The 16,089-nt window shown below is 50.1% G+C and carries 17 protein-coding genes; 9 read left to right on the top strand and 8 right to left on the bottom strand.

What is annotated here, in order from left to right; translation table 11 throughout:
• Positions 1–394: 394 nt before the first annotated feature.
• Entirely contained in the window at positions 395–814 is a 420-nt protein-coding gene (locus EQP46_RS16295) for a secondary thiamine-phosphate synthase enzyme YjbQ (protein ID WP_129494653.1), read from the bottom strand.
• Between the two features lie 307 nt (positions 815–1,121).
• On the opposite strand from EQP46_RS16295, the gene pgi reads away from it, so the two are divergent.
• Positions 1,122–2,774: a glucose-6-phosphate isomerase gene (gene pgi / locus EQP46_RS16290; RefSeq protein WP_129494652.1), complete on the top strand. Its 1,653-nt coding sequence runs from the start codon at positions 1,122–1,124 to the stop codon at positions 2,772–2,774.
• 67 nt (positions 2,775–2,841) lie between these two features.
• Here pgi and EQP46_RS16285 read toward each other — a convergent pair whose 3' ends face one another.
• From EQP46_RS16285 to EQP46_RS16275, 3 genes are all read right to left on the bottom strand, one after another.
• Positions 2,842–3,306, bottom strand: coding sequence for a chemotaxis protein CheX (locus tag EQP46_RS16285; RefSeq protein ID WP_129494651.1), 465 nt, complete (start codon positions 3,304–3,306; stop codon positions 2,842–2,844).
• A 26-nt stretch (positions 3,307–3,332) separates the two neighbouring features.
• A complete protein-coding gene (gene zur, locus EQP46_RS16280; protein WP_129494650.1) occupies positions 3,333–3,782 on the bottom strand; it encodes a zinc uptake transcriptional repressor Zur in 450 nt (149 codons plus the stop codon).
• A gap of 222 nt (positions 3,783–4,004) precedes the next feature.
• A complete protein-coding gene (locus EQP46_RS16275) occupies positions 4,005–4,568 on the bottom strand; it encodes a MarR family winged helix-turn-helix transcriptional regulator (RefSeq protein ID WP_129494649.1) in 564 nt (187 codons plus the stop codon).
• 113 nt (positions 4,569–4,681) lie between these two features.
• On the opposite strand from EQP46_RS16275, the gene EQP46_RS16270 reads away from it, so the two are divergent.
• The 5 genes from EQP46_RS16270 to EQP46_RS16250 all read left to right on the top strand — a co-directional run bounded on the left by EQP46_RS16270 (position 4,682) and on the right by EQP46_RS16250 (position 8,188).
• Positions 4,682–5,419 carry a hypothetical protein gene (locus EQP46_RS16270; RefSeq protein ID WP_129494648.1) on the top strand — a complete coding sequence of 246 codons (738 nt, stop codon included), beginning with the start codon at positions 4,682–4,684 and terminating at the stop codon, positions 5,417–5,419.
• Positions 5,420–5,431: 12 nt separating this feature from the next.
• Positions 5,432–5,692 (top strand): DUF2024 family protein, encoded by a 261-nt coding sequence (locus EQP46_RS16265; protein WP_129494647.1) that lies wholly within the window; start codon positions 5,432–5,434, stop codon positions 5,690–5,692.
• A gap of 197 nt (positions 5,693–5,889) precedes the next feature.
• Positions 5,890–6,930 (top strand): tRNA dihydrouridine(20/20a) synthase DusA, encoded by a 1,041-nt coding sequence (gene dusA, locus EQP46_RS16260; RefSeq protein ID WP_129494646.1) that lies wholly within the window; start codon positions 5,890–5,892, stop codon positions 6,928–6,930.
• A gap of 200 nt (positions 6,931–7,130) precedes the next feature.
• Positions 7,131–7,397 (top strand): envelope stress response protein PspG, encoded by a 267-nt coding sequence (pspG, locus tag EQP46_RS16255; protein ID WP_017011244.1) that lies wholly within the window; start codon positions 7,131–7,133, stop codon positions 7,395–7,397.
• A 140-nt stretch (positions 7,398–7,537) separates the two neighbouring features.
• Complete coding sequence (locus EQP46_RS16250; RefSeq protein WP_129494645.1) at positions 7,538–8,188, top strand: TIGR04219 family outer membrane beta-barrel protein; 651 nt, start codon at positions 7,538–7,540, stop codon at positions 8,186–8,188.
• 70 nt (positions 8,189–8,258) lie between these two features.
• Here the strand turns inward: EQP46_RS16250 and EQP46_RS16245 are convergent, their stop codons facing one another.
• Genes EQP46_RS16245 through EQP46_RS16230 form a run of 4 tightly spaced genes read right to left on the bottom strand, consistent with a single transcriptional unit; the run spans position 8,259 to position 12,021 of the window.
• Entirely contained in the window at positions 8,259–9,050 is a 792-nt protein-coding gene (locus EQP46_RS16245; RefSeq protein WP_129494644.1) for an ABC transporter permease, read from the bottom strand.
• Positions 9,047–9,787 (bottom strand): ATP-binding cassette domain-containing protein, encoded by a 741-nt coding sequence (locus tag EQP46_RS16240; protein ID WP_129494643.1) that lies wholly within the window; start codon positions 9,785–9,787, stop codon positions 9,047–9,049. Before EQP46_RS16240 ends, EQP46_RS16245 begins: the two co-directional genes overlap by 4 nt.
• A 5-nt stretch (positions 9,788–9,792) precedes the next feature.
• A complete protein-coding gene (locus EQP46_RS16235) occupies positions 9,793–10,800 on the bottom strand; it encodes a YVTN family beta-propeller repeat protein (protein ID WP_129494642.1) in 1,008 nt (335 codons plus the stop codon).
• Between the two features lie 12 nt (positions 10,801–10,812).
• Complete coding sequence (locus EQP46_RS16230) at positions 10,813–12,021, bottom strand: ABC transporter substrate-binding protein (RefSeq protein WP_240671753.1); 1,209 nt, start codon at positions 12,019–12,021, stop codon at positions 10,813–10,815.
• Positions 12,022–12,210: 189 nt separating this feature from the next.
• Between EQP46_RS16230 and pedF the strand changes: the two genes are divergently transcribed.
• The 3 genes from pedF to EQP46_RS16215 all read left to right on the top strand — a co-directional run bounded on the left by pedF (position 12,211) and on the right by EQP46_RS16215 (position 15,774).
• The gene (gene pedF, locus EQP46_RS16225) at positions 12,211–12,663 is read left to right on the top strand and encodes a cytochrome c-550 PedF (RefSeq protein ID WP_129494640.1); all 453 of its coding nucleotides are present in this window, start codon (positions 12,211–12,213) and stop codon (positions 12,661–12,663) included.
• 29 nt (positions 12,664–12,692) lie between these two features.
• Positions 12,693–13,742 carry a substrate-binding periplasmic protein gene (locus EQP46_RS16220; RefSeq protein WP_129494639.1) on the top strand — a complete coding sequence of 350 codons (1,050 nt, stop codon included), beginning with the start codon at positions 12,693–12,695 and terminating at the stop codon, positions 13,740–13,742.
• 265 nt (positions 13,743–14,007) lie between these two features.
• Positions 14,008–15,774, top strand: coding sequence for a PQQ-dependent methanol/ethanol family dehydrogenase (locus EQP46_RS16215; RefSeq protein ID WP_129494638.1), 1,767 nt, complete (start codon positions 14,008–14,010; stop codon positions 15,772–15,774).
• Positions 15,775–16,089 lie beyond the last annotated feature (315 nt).

Here is a 16,089-nt window from a genome sequence, read left to right as displayed (position 1 = left end):
ATATGTAGGACTGAGCAATGCCGCGGTGATCGCGACAAATTTACGATGATGAGAGGGTATGCAAATACGCGACTTTGGTTTGTCTTATAAGTGATACGGGTAATTTCTTTGATGATTTATCAGTAATAAACCATAGAAGTGCTCGGGGGTTTTAATGATGAAAGTATTATTTGTTGGTATTTGGTTTTGCTCATTGACTAAAGGGGAGGGTGAGAAAAGTATGTTCTACCAATTTCCAAGATTAAACTTGAGTATCTTTATTTTTCAATGAGATGGGGTATTTTTAGGTGTGTTGAAGTTACCCCCCCCCTGTCATTAAATTGATACATATGTTCGTTATATGTTTTTCATGTGTCAGTCGAGTTTGCTTTGGTGTCGTCCTTTCGTCTTATTTCTATTCCCCCTGAATCGTAACGATGACACGTCGAGAGCCTGCGTGGTCTCTATGCTCGCCGAGATAAATACCTTGCCACGTCCCTAATGCCATTCGTCCATTTGATATCGGCACTGACACGCTTGAGCCCAGCAAGGAGCTTTTAATGTGCGCAGGCATGTCGTCATCCCCTTCATAGGTATGTTGGTAATAGGACGCGCGCTCTGGCACGAAGTGGTTGAAATGCGCCTCCATGTCGCTGCGTACCGTTGGGTCGGCATTCTCATTCAGCGTCAAACTGGCGGAAGTGTGTTGAATAAACAGGTGAATTAGACCGATGTGTACGCCGCGTAACTCCGGAATGTGTTGTTCAATTTCATCAGTGATCAAATGAAATCCGCGGCGCTTGGCGGTTAAATGAATTGTTCTTTGAATCCACATTTTGCACACCTGCTATGTGAGGAAGTATATAAAGTGCGTGTTTAAGTGGCCTTGCATCGCTTTTTAGGATGCGAAATCACTGACCTAACGCAAAACGGTTGCAATGTAATCATGCCAACATGGCACACCTTAGCCAATCGCAATAAAAAGATATCGGCGTAAAACTGTGTAATGGCCTAGCATGGGTACACAGTAGATCGTAACATTACACCACTTTGGCGATTACATGACGAAGTGTGGTCTGCCTCGAATAATGTGGGATGACAGTGCCCACTCGAACCGACTCTGTCTATAAGGAACAATAATTATGTTGAAGTCTATCAATCCGACGCAAACGGCAGCGTGGAAATCGCTTACCGCTCATTTTGAAGATGCGCAGGATTTGACCCTTAGCTCGCTTTTTGCCAACGATCCAAACCGTTTCGATAAGTTCTCTGTCAATTTCGGTGACGATATCCTGCTGGATTACTCGAAAAACCTGATCAGCGAACAAACACTCGATAAGTTGTTCGCGCTTGCAGACGAAACAGAGTTGAAAGCCGCGATTGGTGCAATGTTTGGTGGCGACAAGATCAACCAAACCGAAGACCGTGCCGTGCTGCACATTGCTCTGCGCAACCGCAGTAACACACCGATCATGGTTGATGGCGAAGACGTTATGCCGCACGTGAATGCTGTGCTTGAGAAAATGAAGGCATTCTCTGAGCGCGTGATTGGCGGTGATTGGAAAGGCTATACCGGCAAAGAAATTACTGACATCGTCAACATCGGTATCGGCGGTTCAGACCTTGGCCCTTACATGGTGTCAGAGGCATTGGCTGCGTACAAAACGCGCCTGAACCTGCATTTTGTATCTAACGTTGATGGCACACACATTGCTGAAACGTTGAAAGGTTTGAACCCAGAAACAACGCTGTTCTTGGTGGCATCTAAAACCTTCACCACACAAGAAACCATGACCAACGCATTGTCTGCGCGTGATTGGTTCCTGGCGACAGCAGAAGACCAAGCACACGTGGCGAAGCACTTCGCTGCGCTGTCGACTAACGCAACATCTGTTGCGGAATTCGGCATCGACACCGACAACATGTTTGAGTTCTGGGATTGGGTTGGCGGTCGTTACTCACTGTGGTCTGCAATTGGCCTGTCTATTTGTTTAGCGGTGGGCTACGACAACTTCATTGAGTTGTTAGCTGGCGCACACGACATGGATAACCACTTCCAGCAAACCCCGTTCTCTGAGAACTTACCAGTGCTATTGGCATTGATTGGTGTTTGGTACAACAACTTCTATGGCGCAGAGTCAGAAGCGATTTTGCCGTACGACCAATACCTGCACCGCTTTGCTGCGTACTTCCAGCAAGGCAACATGGAATCAAATGGTAAGTATGTTGATCGTGACGGCCTGCCTGTTGATTACCAAACGGGTCCAATCATTTGGGGCGAGCCAGGCACGAATGGTCAGCACGCGTTCTACCAGCTGATTCACCAAGGCACGAAAATCATCCCGTGTGATTTCATTGCACCAGCAATCAGCCACAACCCACTGAGCGATCACCATCCAAAACTGATGGCGAATTTCTTCGCGCAAACAGAAGCGTTGGCATTCGGTAAAAACCGCGAGCAAGTGGAAGCGGAATTTGTCGCGGCAGGTAAAACGGCGGAAGAAGTGGCAGAGCTTGTGCCGTTTAAAGTGTTCGAAGGTAACCGCCCAACCAACTCTATTTTGGTGAAGCAGATTACCCCTCGTACGCTAGGTAACTTGATTGCGATGTATGAGCACAAGATCTTTGCGCAAGGCGTTATCTGGAACATCTTCAGCTTCGATCAGTGGGGCGTAGAGCTAGGTAAACAACTGGCAAACCAAATCTTGCCAGAGCTTGCAGATCAAGAAGCCGTTGCGAGCCACGATAGCTCAACCAACGGTTTGATTAATGCGTTCAAACAATGGCGCGCCTAATCGCTCAGGTTCAGTAAGAAACAAAAAACGCCGCATTAGCGGCGTTTTTTTATGAGCAAGAATGACGTTAATCGTCAAAACAGATTTCGATATAAGCTCGCCCGAAATCCGAATCAAACGGCATGATGATGATTTGGCCTTCGCTTTTATGCGTAATGGTATGGTCACGGCCAGACACTACGATCGGCGTTGCCATATCAAAATCGAAGCCTTTCTCCGCAAGAAGACGCTTCGCACCGCCTGTCACCATATTGGTGATCTCACCTACCATGTCCGTCACATCTGCATCGATTGACGTTGGTTTCTCGCCCAACATACGGTTCATTATTTCTAGCGCCAGCTCTTCCTCAAACGTGACAGAAAGAGAGCCTTTTGTTTTAGGGCCAACCATGCCAATCAAACCTGACACGTCGCCTTTGGCAACTTCCGATGTCTTCAACTGCGGTTTCTTTGGCGTAATCTCAAGCTGTGCCATGGTCGTCAATACATTGACCAAAGAAGACAAAAATGGGTTTACAAATTCCGCGCGCATAATGTTCGTTTACCGTCCTAATGCAACTAATGTTTCGCTACCTGACAAGATCCACAGGTTCCATGTGTTTCTACAACGTGATGACTCACGGCAAAACCAGCCTTACTTGCTTTCTCTTGAAGCGCTGTGGACAAAGAATCAGCATGACACTCTTCCACTGCACCACACGAATCGCAAATCAGTAATTGTGAACAGTGTTGCGCATGGCCGGGTAAGCAGCAAGCGATAAAGCTATTCGTAGACTCTACTTTGTGCACAAACCCCTGAGAAAGCAAAAAATCGAGCGCCCTGTAAACCGTCGGAGGCTTCGCTTGGGGCTCAGTTTCTCGTAATACGTCCAGCAAATCGTAAGCACTAATGGCTCGTTTACTCTGAACGATAATTTCATATACCCGTTCACGCTGACTAGTCAGGCGCACGCCTCGCTCTTCGCATAAAGCCTGAGCGCGGGTAATTAGCTGTGAAAGATTGGTCATAAGACCTCAAGAATCAGGCTGAAGGCTTCATTCTATCACAGCAAACAAAACGCGCACCCGCAAGGCCGTGATGAGGGTTTATATTTCATCATTGTAGATGATAGAAATCGGTGAAAATGCGTTCTAGCACGTGAAGTTAGTGGTTTTTCCGGTTTGTAGAAACTCACGTAAGGTGAGATACCGACGCTCTTCACACATAATCTTATGTTTATAAAGCGTTTATTACACTTCGCTATGCTCGCGGCAAATTAACGTGCCGAAATCCGTCACTAATGTCTCTTTCGTCAATGCGCAATAAAAATGCGCATCAGACACTGGTGTGTGAAATTTGCATGTTTTGCACAAGCCAAAACTTGCCGATTGCGTGCTGCGTTGTATGTCTCTCAACAATGTTTCCAACTGCGTTTTCAATTGCGCATTCCCGCCACCCAACCTCTCCAATCCCTGTTTAAAAGACGCAGGAGGAATGGCCTTTTTAGCCATGGCTTCACCGTGAGGTGTGAGCACCAAATGCGACACACGGCGATCGACAGGATCTTTTTCCTTAGTGAGATAGCCCTTTGTTTCTAAGAGAGAAATAGATTGCGACGTTGTGCCTTTGGTTATCCCCAGAAACTCGGTGACGGCTGCGGGGGTATCGCTGTATTTGTTGCAACGAGAAAGATAGTAGATCACCTCAAGGTGCACAGGGTGTAAGCCATGCTCAACGCCCACGAGTCGCACTTCATTGCGATACAAGGTCGTGATGCGTTCAAGGATGTCACAAATTGGCTCGATATCGTTCATGCTCACTTCTACTGAAAATGGTTTTTTGTCGAAACTATGTTGACAAGCATAGCAGGGTTCCGATATTAATTAAAAGTATCGACGCGAAACCAAATGTAAGAAAGGAGCTCACAATGAAAAACACCACACTCACTTTGCTCGCACTTTCGTTGAGTGCGTCAGTCGCCGCGCATCAAAATGCCCATGAAGGCCATATTGTGAGCGGCAAAAAAGAGGGCATTAGCCCAACGTTCGATATTGTTCACGCCAAAGTGGTCAAAAACGGTACGTCATTGACGTTTCAAACCGAGGTTGTTGGCGAGGCTGGAAAAGAAAAACCCGCCTCTGTAGGGCAATTAGCAGGATCAGCCGTGTATAGCTATGTCTGGCCAACAGCGCTTAACTCCGCGGACATCGGGTTTGATAAAGACAAAGGCATCGTCGCGCTAGCGGTGACTGCTCACCCTGATTTTGATGACACGCCGCGTTACGATGAAAACCGCGATGGCGATAACGCCAATGACGGCAACGTATGGCATTCACACTGGGTCGTGCTCACAGAAGACAAGGCTTGTCCCGGCGGTTTGAAAGTGCGAGACATTCCACCAGGTTCATCGCCAACCGTGCCTATTTCTTGGCCTGAGCTTCCGATCTATATCGACAGCCCTGGCTATGAACCGCACTTCGCGAAAACAGAGTTAACCGTTGACGTGCCCACCAAAGACATTCACTTCAACGACAACTTTAATTTTGATGCCGTTACCGCCGTACTCAAGGTCAATGACAGCGTGCATAACCCACTGCTTTGTGTCATCGGTGTGGATGATATCGCCTCTGGGGATTTGTCACTGCCCGGCATTGTGAAAGGGTAAGGAGAAGAGAATATGGCGATACATGTTTACGACACCTACGCGACGGCATCTTCTGGCAAGATCCTGCATTTCGATGTGTTGATGCGCGTTAAAGATGATGATCTGGCCGTGAAATATGCGAAAGCGTGGTTGGCAGAGATTGGCGAGGCAGACGCCACGGTTAAATCGGGTAACTGCGCGTTTTGCCACACCACTGCAGATCTCCCACAGTATGATCAAGAGCTTAATCAGAACGGCTATGCCATCTATAAATTGGAAGGGTGCCCTGAGTAAGTTGAATGCAAACCCATTGATACAAAAAGCACTGCATTCTTCAGTGCTTTTTGTACGTTAGTAGATGATGAGTTTCCTTAGGGTTAATGTGTTCGTGACTTGGGCATTGGCATGACTTGAGGTAGAATCCGCACACTTTTTATCAGGTGCTGCTTTTCGCAGCACTTTGGCGTTACAGAGTGCTATGAGGTCGATCCATGTTTAATGAAACCACTGACATCCAAAACCCACTATCAGGCAGCGCGTCTGAGGGTTTGTCTTACCCGTCAGCCCGTTTCTCCATTGCGCCGATGCTGGATTGGACCGACCGTCATTGCCGCTACTTCCACCGTATTTTGTCGAAGAATGCGTTGCTTTATACCGAGATGGTGACAACAGGTGCGATCATTCATGGCAAAGGCGATTTTCTTCAATTCAATGAAGAGGAGCACCCTGTAGCGCTGCAGTTGGGCGGTTCAAACCCTGTTGATTTGGCAACGTGTGCCAAGTTGGCGGTTGAGCGCGGTTATGACGAAATTAACCTGAACGTAGGTTGCCCGTCAGATCGCGTTCAGAATGGCCGTTTTGGTGCGTGCCTAATGGGTGAAGCCGAGTTGGTGGCGCAATGTGTGTCAGCGATGAAAGAAGTGGTTGATATTCCTGTGACGGTGAAAACCCGTATTGGTATCGATGACCAAGACAGCTACGAGTTCTTGGTGGATTTCGTGCGCACTGTGAGCGAGAAATCAGGTTGTGATAACTTCACCATTCATGCGCGTAAAGCATGGCTGTCAGGGTTGAGCCCGAAAGAGAACCGTGAGATTCCACCGTTGGATTACCCACGCGTTTATCAATTGAAGAAAGATTTCCCACACCTGACCATGGCGATTAACGGTGGTATCAAATCCCTTGAAGAAGCGGAAGAACACCTGAAATTCATGGACGGCGTGATGATTGGCCGTGAAGCATACCAAAGCCCATATATGCTGGCTGAAGTCGACAACCGTTTGTTCGGTGGCAATGCGCCGATCATCAAACGCAGCGACGCGGTGAAAGCGATGTTCCCGTATATCGAAGCGCAGTTGAGCAAGGGTTCTTACCTTAACCACATCAGCCGCCACATGTTGGGCATGTTCCAGAACATGCCGGGTGCGCGCCAATGGCGTCGTTACATCAGTGAGAACGCGCACAAGCCAGGTTCAGGTATCGAAGTGCTGGAAGCTGCACTCGCGAAAATTCCTGCGGAATTGGATGTATAAACGCATCAACATTCACTTAACTCGATGTGGTTAAAAATACCGCGTTAGTTGGTGTGATTTACCAGATTTTGAAAGGCGTTATCCGCTTCGGGTAACGCCTTTTTGTTTATGTGGTTGATAATAAACAAATAAAAAAGTTGGCAAGGTTCGTGCAATCTATCCATCAAAGGAAAAGTCACTGAGTACCTTAGGAGGGTCTGATGATTGAGTTTCTATTCTTGGTTGGTTTTGCGGTTGCCTTGTTAGCGACAGGGTTGAGCTTTATTGGCATCATTGCTGCGGTGGCCGTTGGATTCATCGTGATGGCGCTGGCAGGCATGATTGGGCTCATGTTCAAAATGCTGCCTTGGATTATCTTGATTGCGGTTGTTGTATGGCTACTGAAAGGTCGAGATAAGCATGCAACCCAGTACCGTGAGTACTGTTCGAAACGTACACGTCGCTACCAGCGTGCCCGCCGATACTAGTCTATTATCTACTGATAATTAGGCGATAAACATGAATCATTCCGCATAAAAACTGGGCAGTTTTGTGCGGAATGTTTGCCTCGTTTTTGCTATAGTGCTCGCAAACATAATCCAATAGAAAGTTAGGCGGAGCCCTTTCAATGAAAAAACTGAACCTTTCTCTTGCTGCGTTAGCAGTGGCTGGTGCATTTGCAATGCCTGCGCAAGCTGCGGTACTTCTTGGGGCCAAAGTGGGTGCAGACGCGTGGTATGCGGATGCGAAAATCGACGATAAACGTGCAGATGACACGAATGTTCAAGGCTCTTACTACGCGGCGTTTGAGCATTTCATTCCTCTGGTGCCTAACGCAAAAATTCGCTACACCGATGTGTCTTCTTCTGGTGCGAATACGCCAAACGTCGATTTCACTCAGTACGACTTCATCGCGTATTACGAAATTTTGGACAACGACCTGATCTCTTTCGACATCGGTCTTAACCTACAAAAGTTCGAAGGTAATTGGGGTTCTCAAAACTTCGATGAGTGGCAGCCAAACGTATACAGTGACGTTCGCCTGGGCATTCCAGCAACGCCTGTGTCTCTGTTCGGTAGCTTCAGCTTTGGTAGCTACGATGAAACCAGCACCGTTGATGGTGAAGCGGGTATTCTGTTCACCCTGGGCTTGGTTGCAGCTGACTTGAACTTCAAAGCGGGTTACCGTGTTCAAGATTACGACTTCAACTACTTTGGCGCTAACCAAGGTAAATTCATGAACGATGGCTTCTTTGGCGGCGTTGAATTCAATTTCTAATCGCCCGTTCTGGATAGTGAAAACCGCGCATTGGCGCGGTTTTTTTGTTTCTGGTGGTAAGAAAAAAGAACTAAGGCGGCCCACCTTTGCTTTGTTCTCGTGTCGGTTGAAAGCCTGCTACTGCGAGTATCACGAAAACCAGAGTACAGCCGCTGACCACGAAAAACGCCGTGACATTAAGCTGCTGGTAGAGGGCGAAACGAATCAGCTCCACGCCAAAGGTGAATGGGTTATAACGGCATATCTCGTATAACCAAATACTGGCTTCCTGCATTTTCCACAGCGGGTAGAGTGCGGACGAAAGAAAGAACATGGGGAAGATGACAAAATTCATCACGCCTGCGAAGTTTTCTAATTGGCGAATGCGCGATGCGATAACAATGCCGAGCGCGCTTAACATCAACGCGGTTAAAAACAGCGCGGGGATGACCATCACATAGCCCATTGGCTCGAGCGGTCTGTCATACAGCGCTGCAATCACCAAAAATGCCCCCACTTGCAAGACGCTCACAATGGCGCTGGCAATCTGTTTAGAAAGTAAAAGAAATGGGCGAGGAAGCGGGCTGGTGAGCAGCACTTTAATGCTGCCCATTTCTCGGTCATAGACAATGGATAATGAGCTTTGCATGCCGTTGAACAGCAAGATCATGGCGCAAAGGCCGGGCAGGATATATTCCTCATAATTGATGTAGGTGGCGTAAGGCTCCATGATCGCAATGCCGAGGGCGGCGCGAAAGCCGGCGGCAAAGACCACCAGCCAAAGCAATGGCCTCACGAGGCTGGCTGCAAAGCGTGCGCGTTGTGAGAAAAAGCGCAGCCATTCTCGGTAACAAATCCCCACAAAGGCATACCAATACCTCATTGCACACCCTCGTCAGTGAGTTGTGAAAAAACGTCAGACAAGGATTTTGCCTGATAAAAAGCGACGAGATTTCTCGCGGAGTCATGGGCTTTTAGCTGGCCTTTATTCAACACCAATACATCATCGGTTGGCGCCACTTCTTCGATAAGGTGTGTCGCCCACAGTACGCATAATGGCTTTTGTTCGCATAAGGCTCGCACGGCATCAGATAAGGAGGCGCGTGCTTTCGGATCAAGGCCGCTGGTGGGTTCATCCAGCAGTAGGATGGAGGGCGAGTGCATCAGGGCGCGAACCAATTCTGTGCGGCGGCGATGGCCACCGTTCAAGGTGCGCACTTTGTCTTTGAGCCGATCACTCAGTGAAAAATGGGCGAGTAAAGGGGCGGCATGCTGCTGTGTTTGTGTCGCGCTAAAACCATGTAACGCGCCGTAGTAGTTGAGGTTTTGCGCGACGGTTAAATCGAGGTCGAGTGTGCTTTGCTGAAACACTACGCCCAGTTTCGCCATGGTTTGGCGATTGGGTGGTTCGCCGAGTAAATGCACATAGCCCGACTGAACAGGCAACAAGCGTGTGAGCAGGGCAAACAAGGTGCTTTTCCCTGCTCCGTTAGGGCCGAGCAACATGTGTAACCCATCGCCTAGCGACAGGTTGATGTTGTTCAGCGCTTGTCGCCCACCGCGAGGTTTTGCGGCGCTTGTTTGACCATAAGTATGGCTGAGGGCATGAATGTCGAGCATGAAATTCAGTTGACCTCTCGCACTGCGACACCCCAAGGATAGCGCCCCACTTTAATGGTTTTGATCACTTTGCGGTTTGGCACGTCGATCACCGAAACATCGCCGCTCACGCCATTGGTGGCGAGCAATCTGTCTTGTTCCGCGTTAAATGCCATTTGCCATACGCGACGCCCCACAAGCAGGTAATCTTCCACCTCCAGTGTTTTTGTATTCACGACGGCGACATGGTTCGCAGGGCCTAGTGCGACAAACGCGGTGCTGCCATCTTGGCTCAGTTTCACGCCGACAGGTTGCACTTTGTCTTTGTGTACGCCTTTGGGGGCAAAGTTGATTTTTTTGATGATGGCTTTGCTGTCGGTATCAATCACAGACACGGTGCCGCCAATTTCTGCGCTTACCCATAGCTGTTTACCATCCGGGCTGAACTCCGCGTAGCGCGGGCGGGCATCGACCAAGGTGTTATGCACCATGGTATTGGTTTCTGTGTCGATCCAATGCGCCATGTTTGACGTTTCAGAAGTAATGATAGCCAGTTTCCCATCAGGGCTAACCGCTACGCCTTCTGGTTCAACCCCAACCTCCACTTGCGTGATAACACTGGCATCAGGAATGTTGACCACCGTCATGAGTGCGTCGTCTTCATTGGCGATGTACAGGCGTTTGCCATCGGGGTGAAGGGCGAACAACTCAGGATCTTCCCCTGACGGCAACTCACCGACTATCTGGCCAGAATCGAGATCGAAAACCTGCACCGTGTCTGATTCACTCGCACAGATATAAAGCTGGGTTTGATCCTTGCTGATCTCTATGCCGCGCGGGCGATCACCAACCTCAAAGGTGTTAATCACGGTCAGCGTGTCCATATCAATCACACTGATGGTGTCATCTTTCTCATTGGCGACGTAAGCCAGCTCTTTGGCGGATGCGCCAGTACTGAACAGTGCCGTGGTAAGCAGTGAAGCACCGAACAACGTGCTCACGGTAAGGGCGATGAAATGGGAGAAACGATTCATGATCCTATGTCCTTATAAAGTGGGGTAAAGGCGGCACTGACTTTGGGCTTGGTCGACGCCGAGCGTATCGAGCTCGTTACGCGGATGAAGAAAGCCCTCAAAGGGAGCAGTCGCGACGAGTGCCTGCGAATAGAACAAGGGAACAGGCTGGCGAAGTTGCCCGTTCCACGCGCGGTAAGTGAGCTTACGCCCCTTGTAAGCAGCTAATTGGAAACGATCGCCGAGGATGAAGCGTTGAACCTCTTTCACCTCGGCGGTGTTGAGCGCAGTGACGGCTTCATTGAGGGTGCGTACCGCCACCCAAGCAGCAAAGTCTTTGGCGGTCATTGGGCGCTCGAAATCTTTTTTGAAGCGGTTTTGCAGCTGAATGGCACCCCATTGCTCGATCGCGTAGTGCCAGCCGTCGCTTCGCATTCCGTGAGAGCCGATAACAGGGCGGGGTAACCAGGTATTAAAAGGCAGGTGCTGGCCAAACAGATTGCTTTCATCGACGGCCCACACCACGTCGTAATTTTGGGCTTGTGTAAAAAGCGGCAGTTCCTGAGAGGCGGAGCGTCGAAGATCGGTGTCAAAATCCCAGACCTTTTCATCGACAACGCGATGATTGAATTTCTTGAGCGAGGCTTTAACCGCGGCAAGAGACGCTTGGTCAGCTGGGTTCGGCCCCGCGACTAAAAAGACGGTATTGAGTCGGCGTAATCGGAGCCATTGCCCAATGGCATCGGCGCGCATGGCATAGCTGACACCCGTGTGCAGTGTGTTCGGTAAGCAAAGAGACGTGCGCAAGGCATCGTCCGCGTTGCCGTAATTGAGCACTATCGCATTCTGAGGCAATGCGTTGCGAAGAGCCGTTAATTCTGCGGTACTGAGGTCTGCGAGAAAAAAGCGCGTGCCGCTTTTGTACCACGATGTCGCGGTGGTAATTAGCGTATTTATGTCATCACTGGTTTGGCGGGTGAGGGTGTATTTTTGGCCGAGGAATTTGCCTGTTCCGTTTGCGTCGCCAATGGCGCGCAGTGCACCGGCTTCGCCGTCATTGTCGGCGGCGCGCAGGTAGTCAGGAACGGCGGTCGTCACCGTAGAAGGTTGACGAAGTAAGCCAATGTTCATCTCTACGTTGGCTTTCACGGACGATGATCCTCCCAGCGCGATAAACAAGCTGAGAAAGGAAAAGAGGGCTTTGATAATCAATGTATTGCTGCATTTTTTGTCTTCTGCCATGCGACACACTCCGACGTTATCAACGCCTTCACTGTATGCAGTGGCCCTTTCTTTTTCCAACGACAAGCCGTCGAATTGCCAAAAATCCTCCTAAAGAATGAGGGATTTCCCCGCCTTTGTAGCATGTCGTGAAATTCGCCTCGCCCCTACACTTTTCCAAGCATCGAAAAATGAAGGAGCCTGAATGACATGGAAAACGTTGAACGCAATATTTGTATTATTACCGCCCTCGCGCTGGTCGCCGTCTTGTCATCTCAAACTGTGTTCGCACATGGAGATGTCACCCCGCAATCTATCGACACATCAAGCATCCCGACCTTGGGGCCTGAGTGGGTTGACACTAACCCGTACCGCGATGTTGATGGCGATGTAAAAGTCGAAATTGAACGCATCGGCGCGTCGGCTTACAACCAAAACTGCGCGCGATGCCATGGTCTTGAAGGTATCTCTGGCGGCATCGCGCCCGATCTTCGCATTCTTTCTCCTGATTACGACGGCGATGAATGGTACATCTACCGTGTACAAAACGGCGCTGTCCGAAACGGTGCGGTTTACATGCCCAAGATGACTGAACATCTCAACCAAGAAGCGCTGTGGGCGATCCGAACCTGGCTTGAGTCTGTCGCGCCTGAAAACGGCTAGTCAGCGCAGTGAAGAAGGGAGGAAAGAGTATGGCTTTGTTTACTCGAACATTCACCGCGTTTGCCAGGCTTTGGTTGATGATTAACGTGACTTGGCTGTTGATCCTGATGGGGTGGATAGTGTGGAGCTCACCTGTGAATGCGCGCTCTTATGATGACATTCAAGCCAGTGGTAGCATCAGCATTGCGGTGTACAAAGATTTTCCTCCCTATTCATTCATCAATGCGCAGGGCGACGCGGCTGGCATCGACGTGGCACTGGCGCAGGCGCTCGCTGACGGTCTAGGTGTGTCACTGGATTTACGGTGGATGACGCCAGATGAAACCGTCGAAGATGACATGCGAAATTACCTGTGGAAAGGCATGAATTTAACCAGTGAGGACGGGCGACGGGTGAAAGCCGATGTCATGTTGCGTGTGCCTTACGACCGGGAGTTTGCTTTGCAGCGCGACGATTTAGGCCTGCCGGCACATGAGCTTGTACACATGTTCGCGCCCTACCAAAGAGAACGCTGGCTACTGGCATATGACACGGCAACACTTGAGCGTCCTCAGACCGCAGCGCGATTTATGTATCACCCAGTTGGCGTGGAAGTCGACACCGTACCGCAGTTCTTTTTGACCACGGCTTATGGCGGGCGTTTTCGCCAAAACGCCCGCACTTATGCCTCCATTAATGATGCATTTGATGCCTTAAACCATGGCGAGATTGCCATGGTAATGGGAATGAGTTCGCAGTTGGAATGGCTGAATTCCCAATCGCGTCGGGATTTATCACAAGACAGTCAGCACACCGAGCCTGCGCTAACGGAATTGGCGTTCCCTTTATTGGGGCGTGCGGACTGGGAGTTGGGCATGGCGGTACACAATAATTACCGCCAGTTGGCGTATGCCTTAGAAGACATCGTGCTTGCGCACATTCGCTCTGGCGATTTCTCCCGCTGGGCGGCACGTTATGGCGTGGATTTTAACGTGCCGACACGGTTTTCAGATATCGCGCCGAGCAACGATTCTGCGCGGAATAACAATGAAAAGGGGATGAATGTCGAGCCTGTTGCCACGCTCGCGCAATCCCCTTGAACACATCGTCACAGTTGGCCCTAACCAAAACGTCTCAGCAAGCGATCGACTAGTCGGTCGTCTTTTGCAAAACAACGCAGTTTGTTTCCTCTATCGCCTGATTTTTTGTGGGTGCGCTTTTTGACAGCCATAGAAAGAGAGGCAGGGCTTCGCTCGGCCTGCATTCAGCGATAAGGAAGGAACGGTTTTGCTACCCACAGGATTTATTGATTCTCAATGGACACCTAGTTGCTGAAAAGCAGTTAGCTAACGAAGAGGTATTCCCATGACAGTAACGTCATTTAAACGCGGCGCGCTATTTGCCGCACTCTCGCTCGCGCTGGCATCATCGCCACTTTATGCGGGCGTCACGGACGAAGATATCCTCGCCGATCAGGCCACCACGGACGATGTGGTGAGCTATGGTCTTGGCCTTCGAGGACAGCGTTTTAGTCCGCTGGACGCGATAAACCGAGAGACAGTGGAAGAAATCCGTCCCGTGTGGGCGTTCTCACTGGGCGGAGAGAAACAGCGTGGTCAAGAAAGCCAACCCATGATCAAAGACGGTGTGATGTACGTGACCGGATCTTACTCGCGGGTGTACGCCATTGATGCCAGAACCGGTGATGAGCTATGGCAATACGACGCGCGTTTGCCTGATGGCATCATGCCGTGTTGTGACGTGATCAACCGTGGTGTCGCCATGTATGACGACTTGGTGATTTTCGGCACCTTGGACGCCAAACTCGTCGCACTGGATGCGAAAACGGGCAAGGTGCGCTGGAAAAAGACCGTGGATAACTACCAAGACGGTTACTCCATTACTGCTGCGCCGATCATTGTGAAAGGCAATGTCATCACGGGTGTATCGGGTGGTGAATTTGGGATAGTAGGGAGAGTGCGCGCGTATGATGCGAAGACAGGTAAGTTGGTGTGGGAGCGCCCGACCGTTGAAGGCCACATGGGCTACGTCTACAAAGACGGAAAGAAAATCGAAAACGGCATCTCAGGTGGCGCGCCAGGAAAAACATGGCCAGCCGACCTCTGGAAAAGTGGCGGTGCCGCGCCGTGGTTAGGCGGTACGTATGACCCTGACACGGATTTGCTCTTTTTTGGTACGGGTAACCCTGCGCCATGGAACTCACACATGCGTCCGGGCGATAACCTCTTTTCTTCATCACGCCTTGCGATCGACCCTGATGACGGAAAAATTGTGTGGCACTTCCAAACCACGCCGCACGATGGCTGGGATTTTGATGGTGTAAATGAGCTGATTTCATTTGATTACCAAGAAGACGGTAAAACCGTGAAAGCGGCTGCGACAGCAGACAGAAATGGTTTCTTTTACGTGCTAAATCGCACCAATGGTGATTTCATTCGCGGCTTCCCGTTTGTCGATAGAATCAGCTGGGCGAAAGGCCTCGATGACAAAGGGCGTCCTTTGTATGTTGATGAAAACCGCCCGGGTGATCCGAGTGAAGTGAAAGACGGCAAGCAGGGTAAAACCGTGATTGCAGCGCCTTCTTTCCTTGGTGGTAAAAACTGGATGCCGATGGCCTACAGCCAAAATTCAGGCTTGTTCTATGTGCCTGCGAATGAGTGGCACATGGACATTTGGAATGAGCCAGTGTCCTACAAACGTGGCGCAGCCTACTTAGGGGCGGGGTTCACCATTCGTTCAAACCACGATGATTATATCGGCGTGCTCCGTGCCTATGACCCGAAAACCGGTGAGAGAGTGTGGGAGTTCAAAAACTACGCGCCACTGTGGGGCGGTGTACTCACCACGGCAGGCGGTTTGGTGTTCACCGGTAACCCTGAAGGTTACTTGATGGCCTTCGACGACAAAACGGGTGAGCTGCTTTACAAGTTCAACACCGGCTCAGGCATCGTGGGTAGCCCTGTGACATGGAAAATGGACGGCGAGCAATATGTCTCTGTCTTATCCGGCTGGGGCGGCGCTGTGCCACTGTGGGGCGGCGACGTTGCCAAGCGCGTGAAGAACTTCAACCAAGGTGGCACGGTATGGACCTTTAAGCTGCCGAAAAGCTAACGGTTTTAATATCTGCACCTCAATGCCGAGCCTTATGCTCGGCATTCTTCTCTCTTCTCTCTTGTTCTGGCTCTTTCTCGCATCTCGCATCTCGCATCTCGCATCTCGCATCTCGCATCTCGTATCTCATATCTCATATCTCATATCTCATATCTCCTCTCTCCTCTCTCCTCTCGCCCCCTCGCTTCCCCCATTATTGAAATCGGGACATGCACCTTATGGCACAGGGTAAATACTCTTTAATGACGATTCCGCAGTGCGCCGTGGCCGTAAAAAAGTCGCTGGAACGTCAATCATCCTGAGAGCGCGAAAAGT

The organism is Enterovibrio baiacu (genome assembly GCF_004120195.1).
Taxonomy (GTDB): domain Bacteria; phylum Pseudomonadota; class Gammaproteobacteria; order Enterobacterales; family Vibrionaceae; genus Enterovibrio; species Enterovibrio baiacui.
This window is presented reverse-complemented; position numbering and strand designations above follow the sequence as displayed.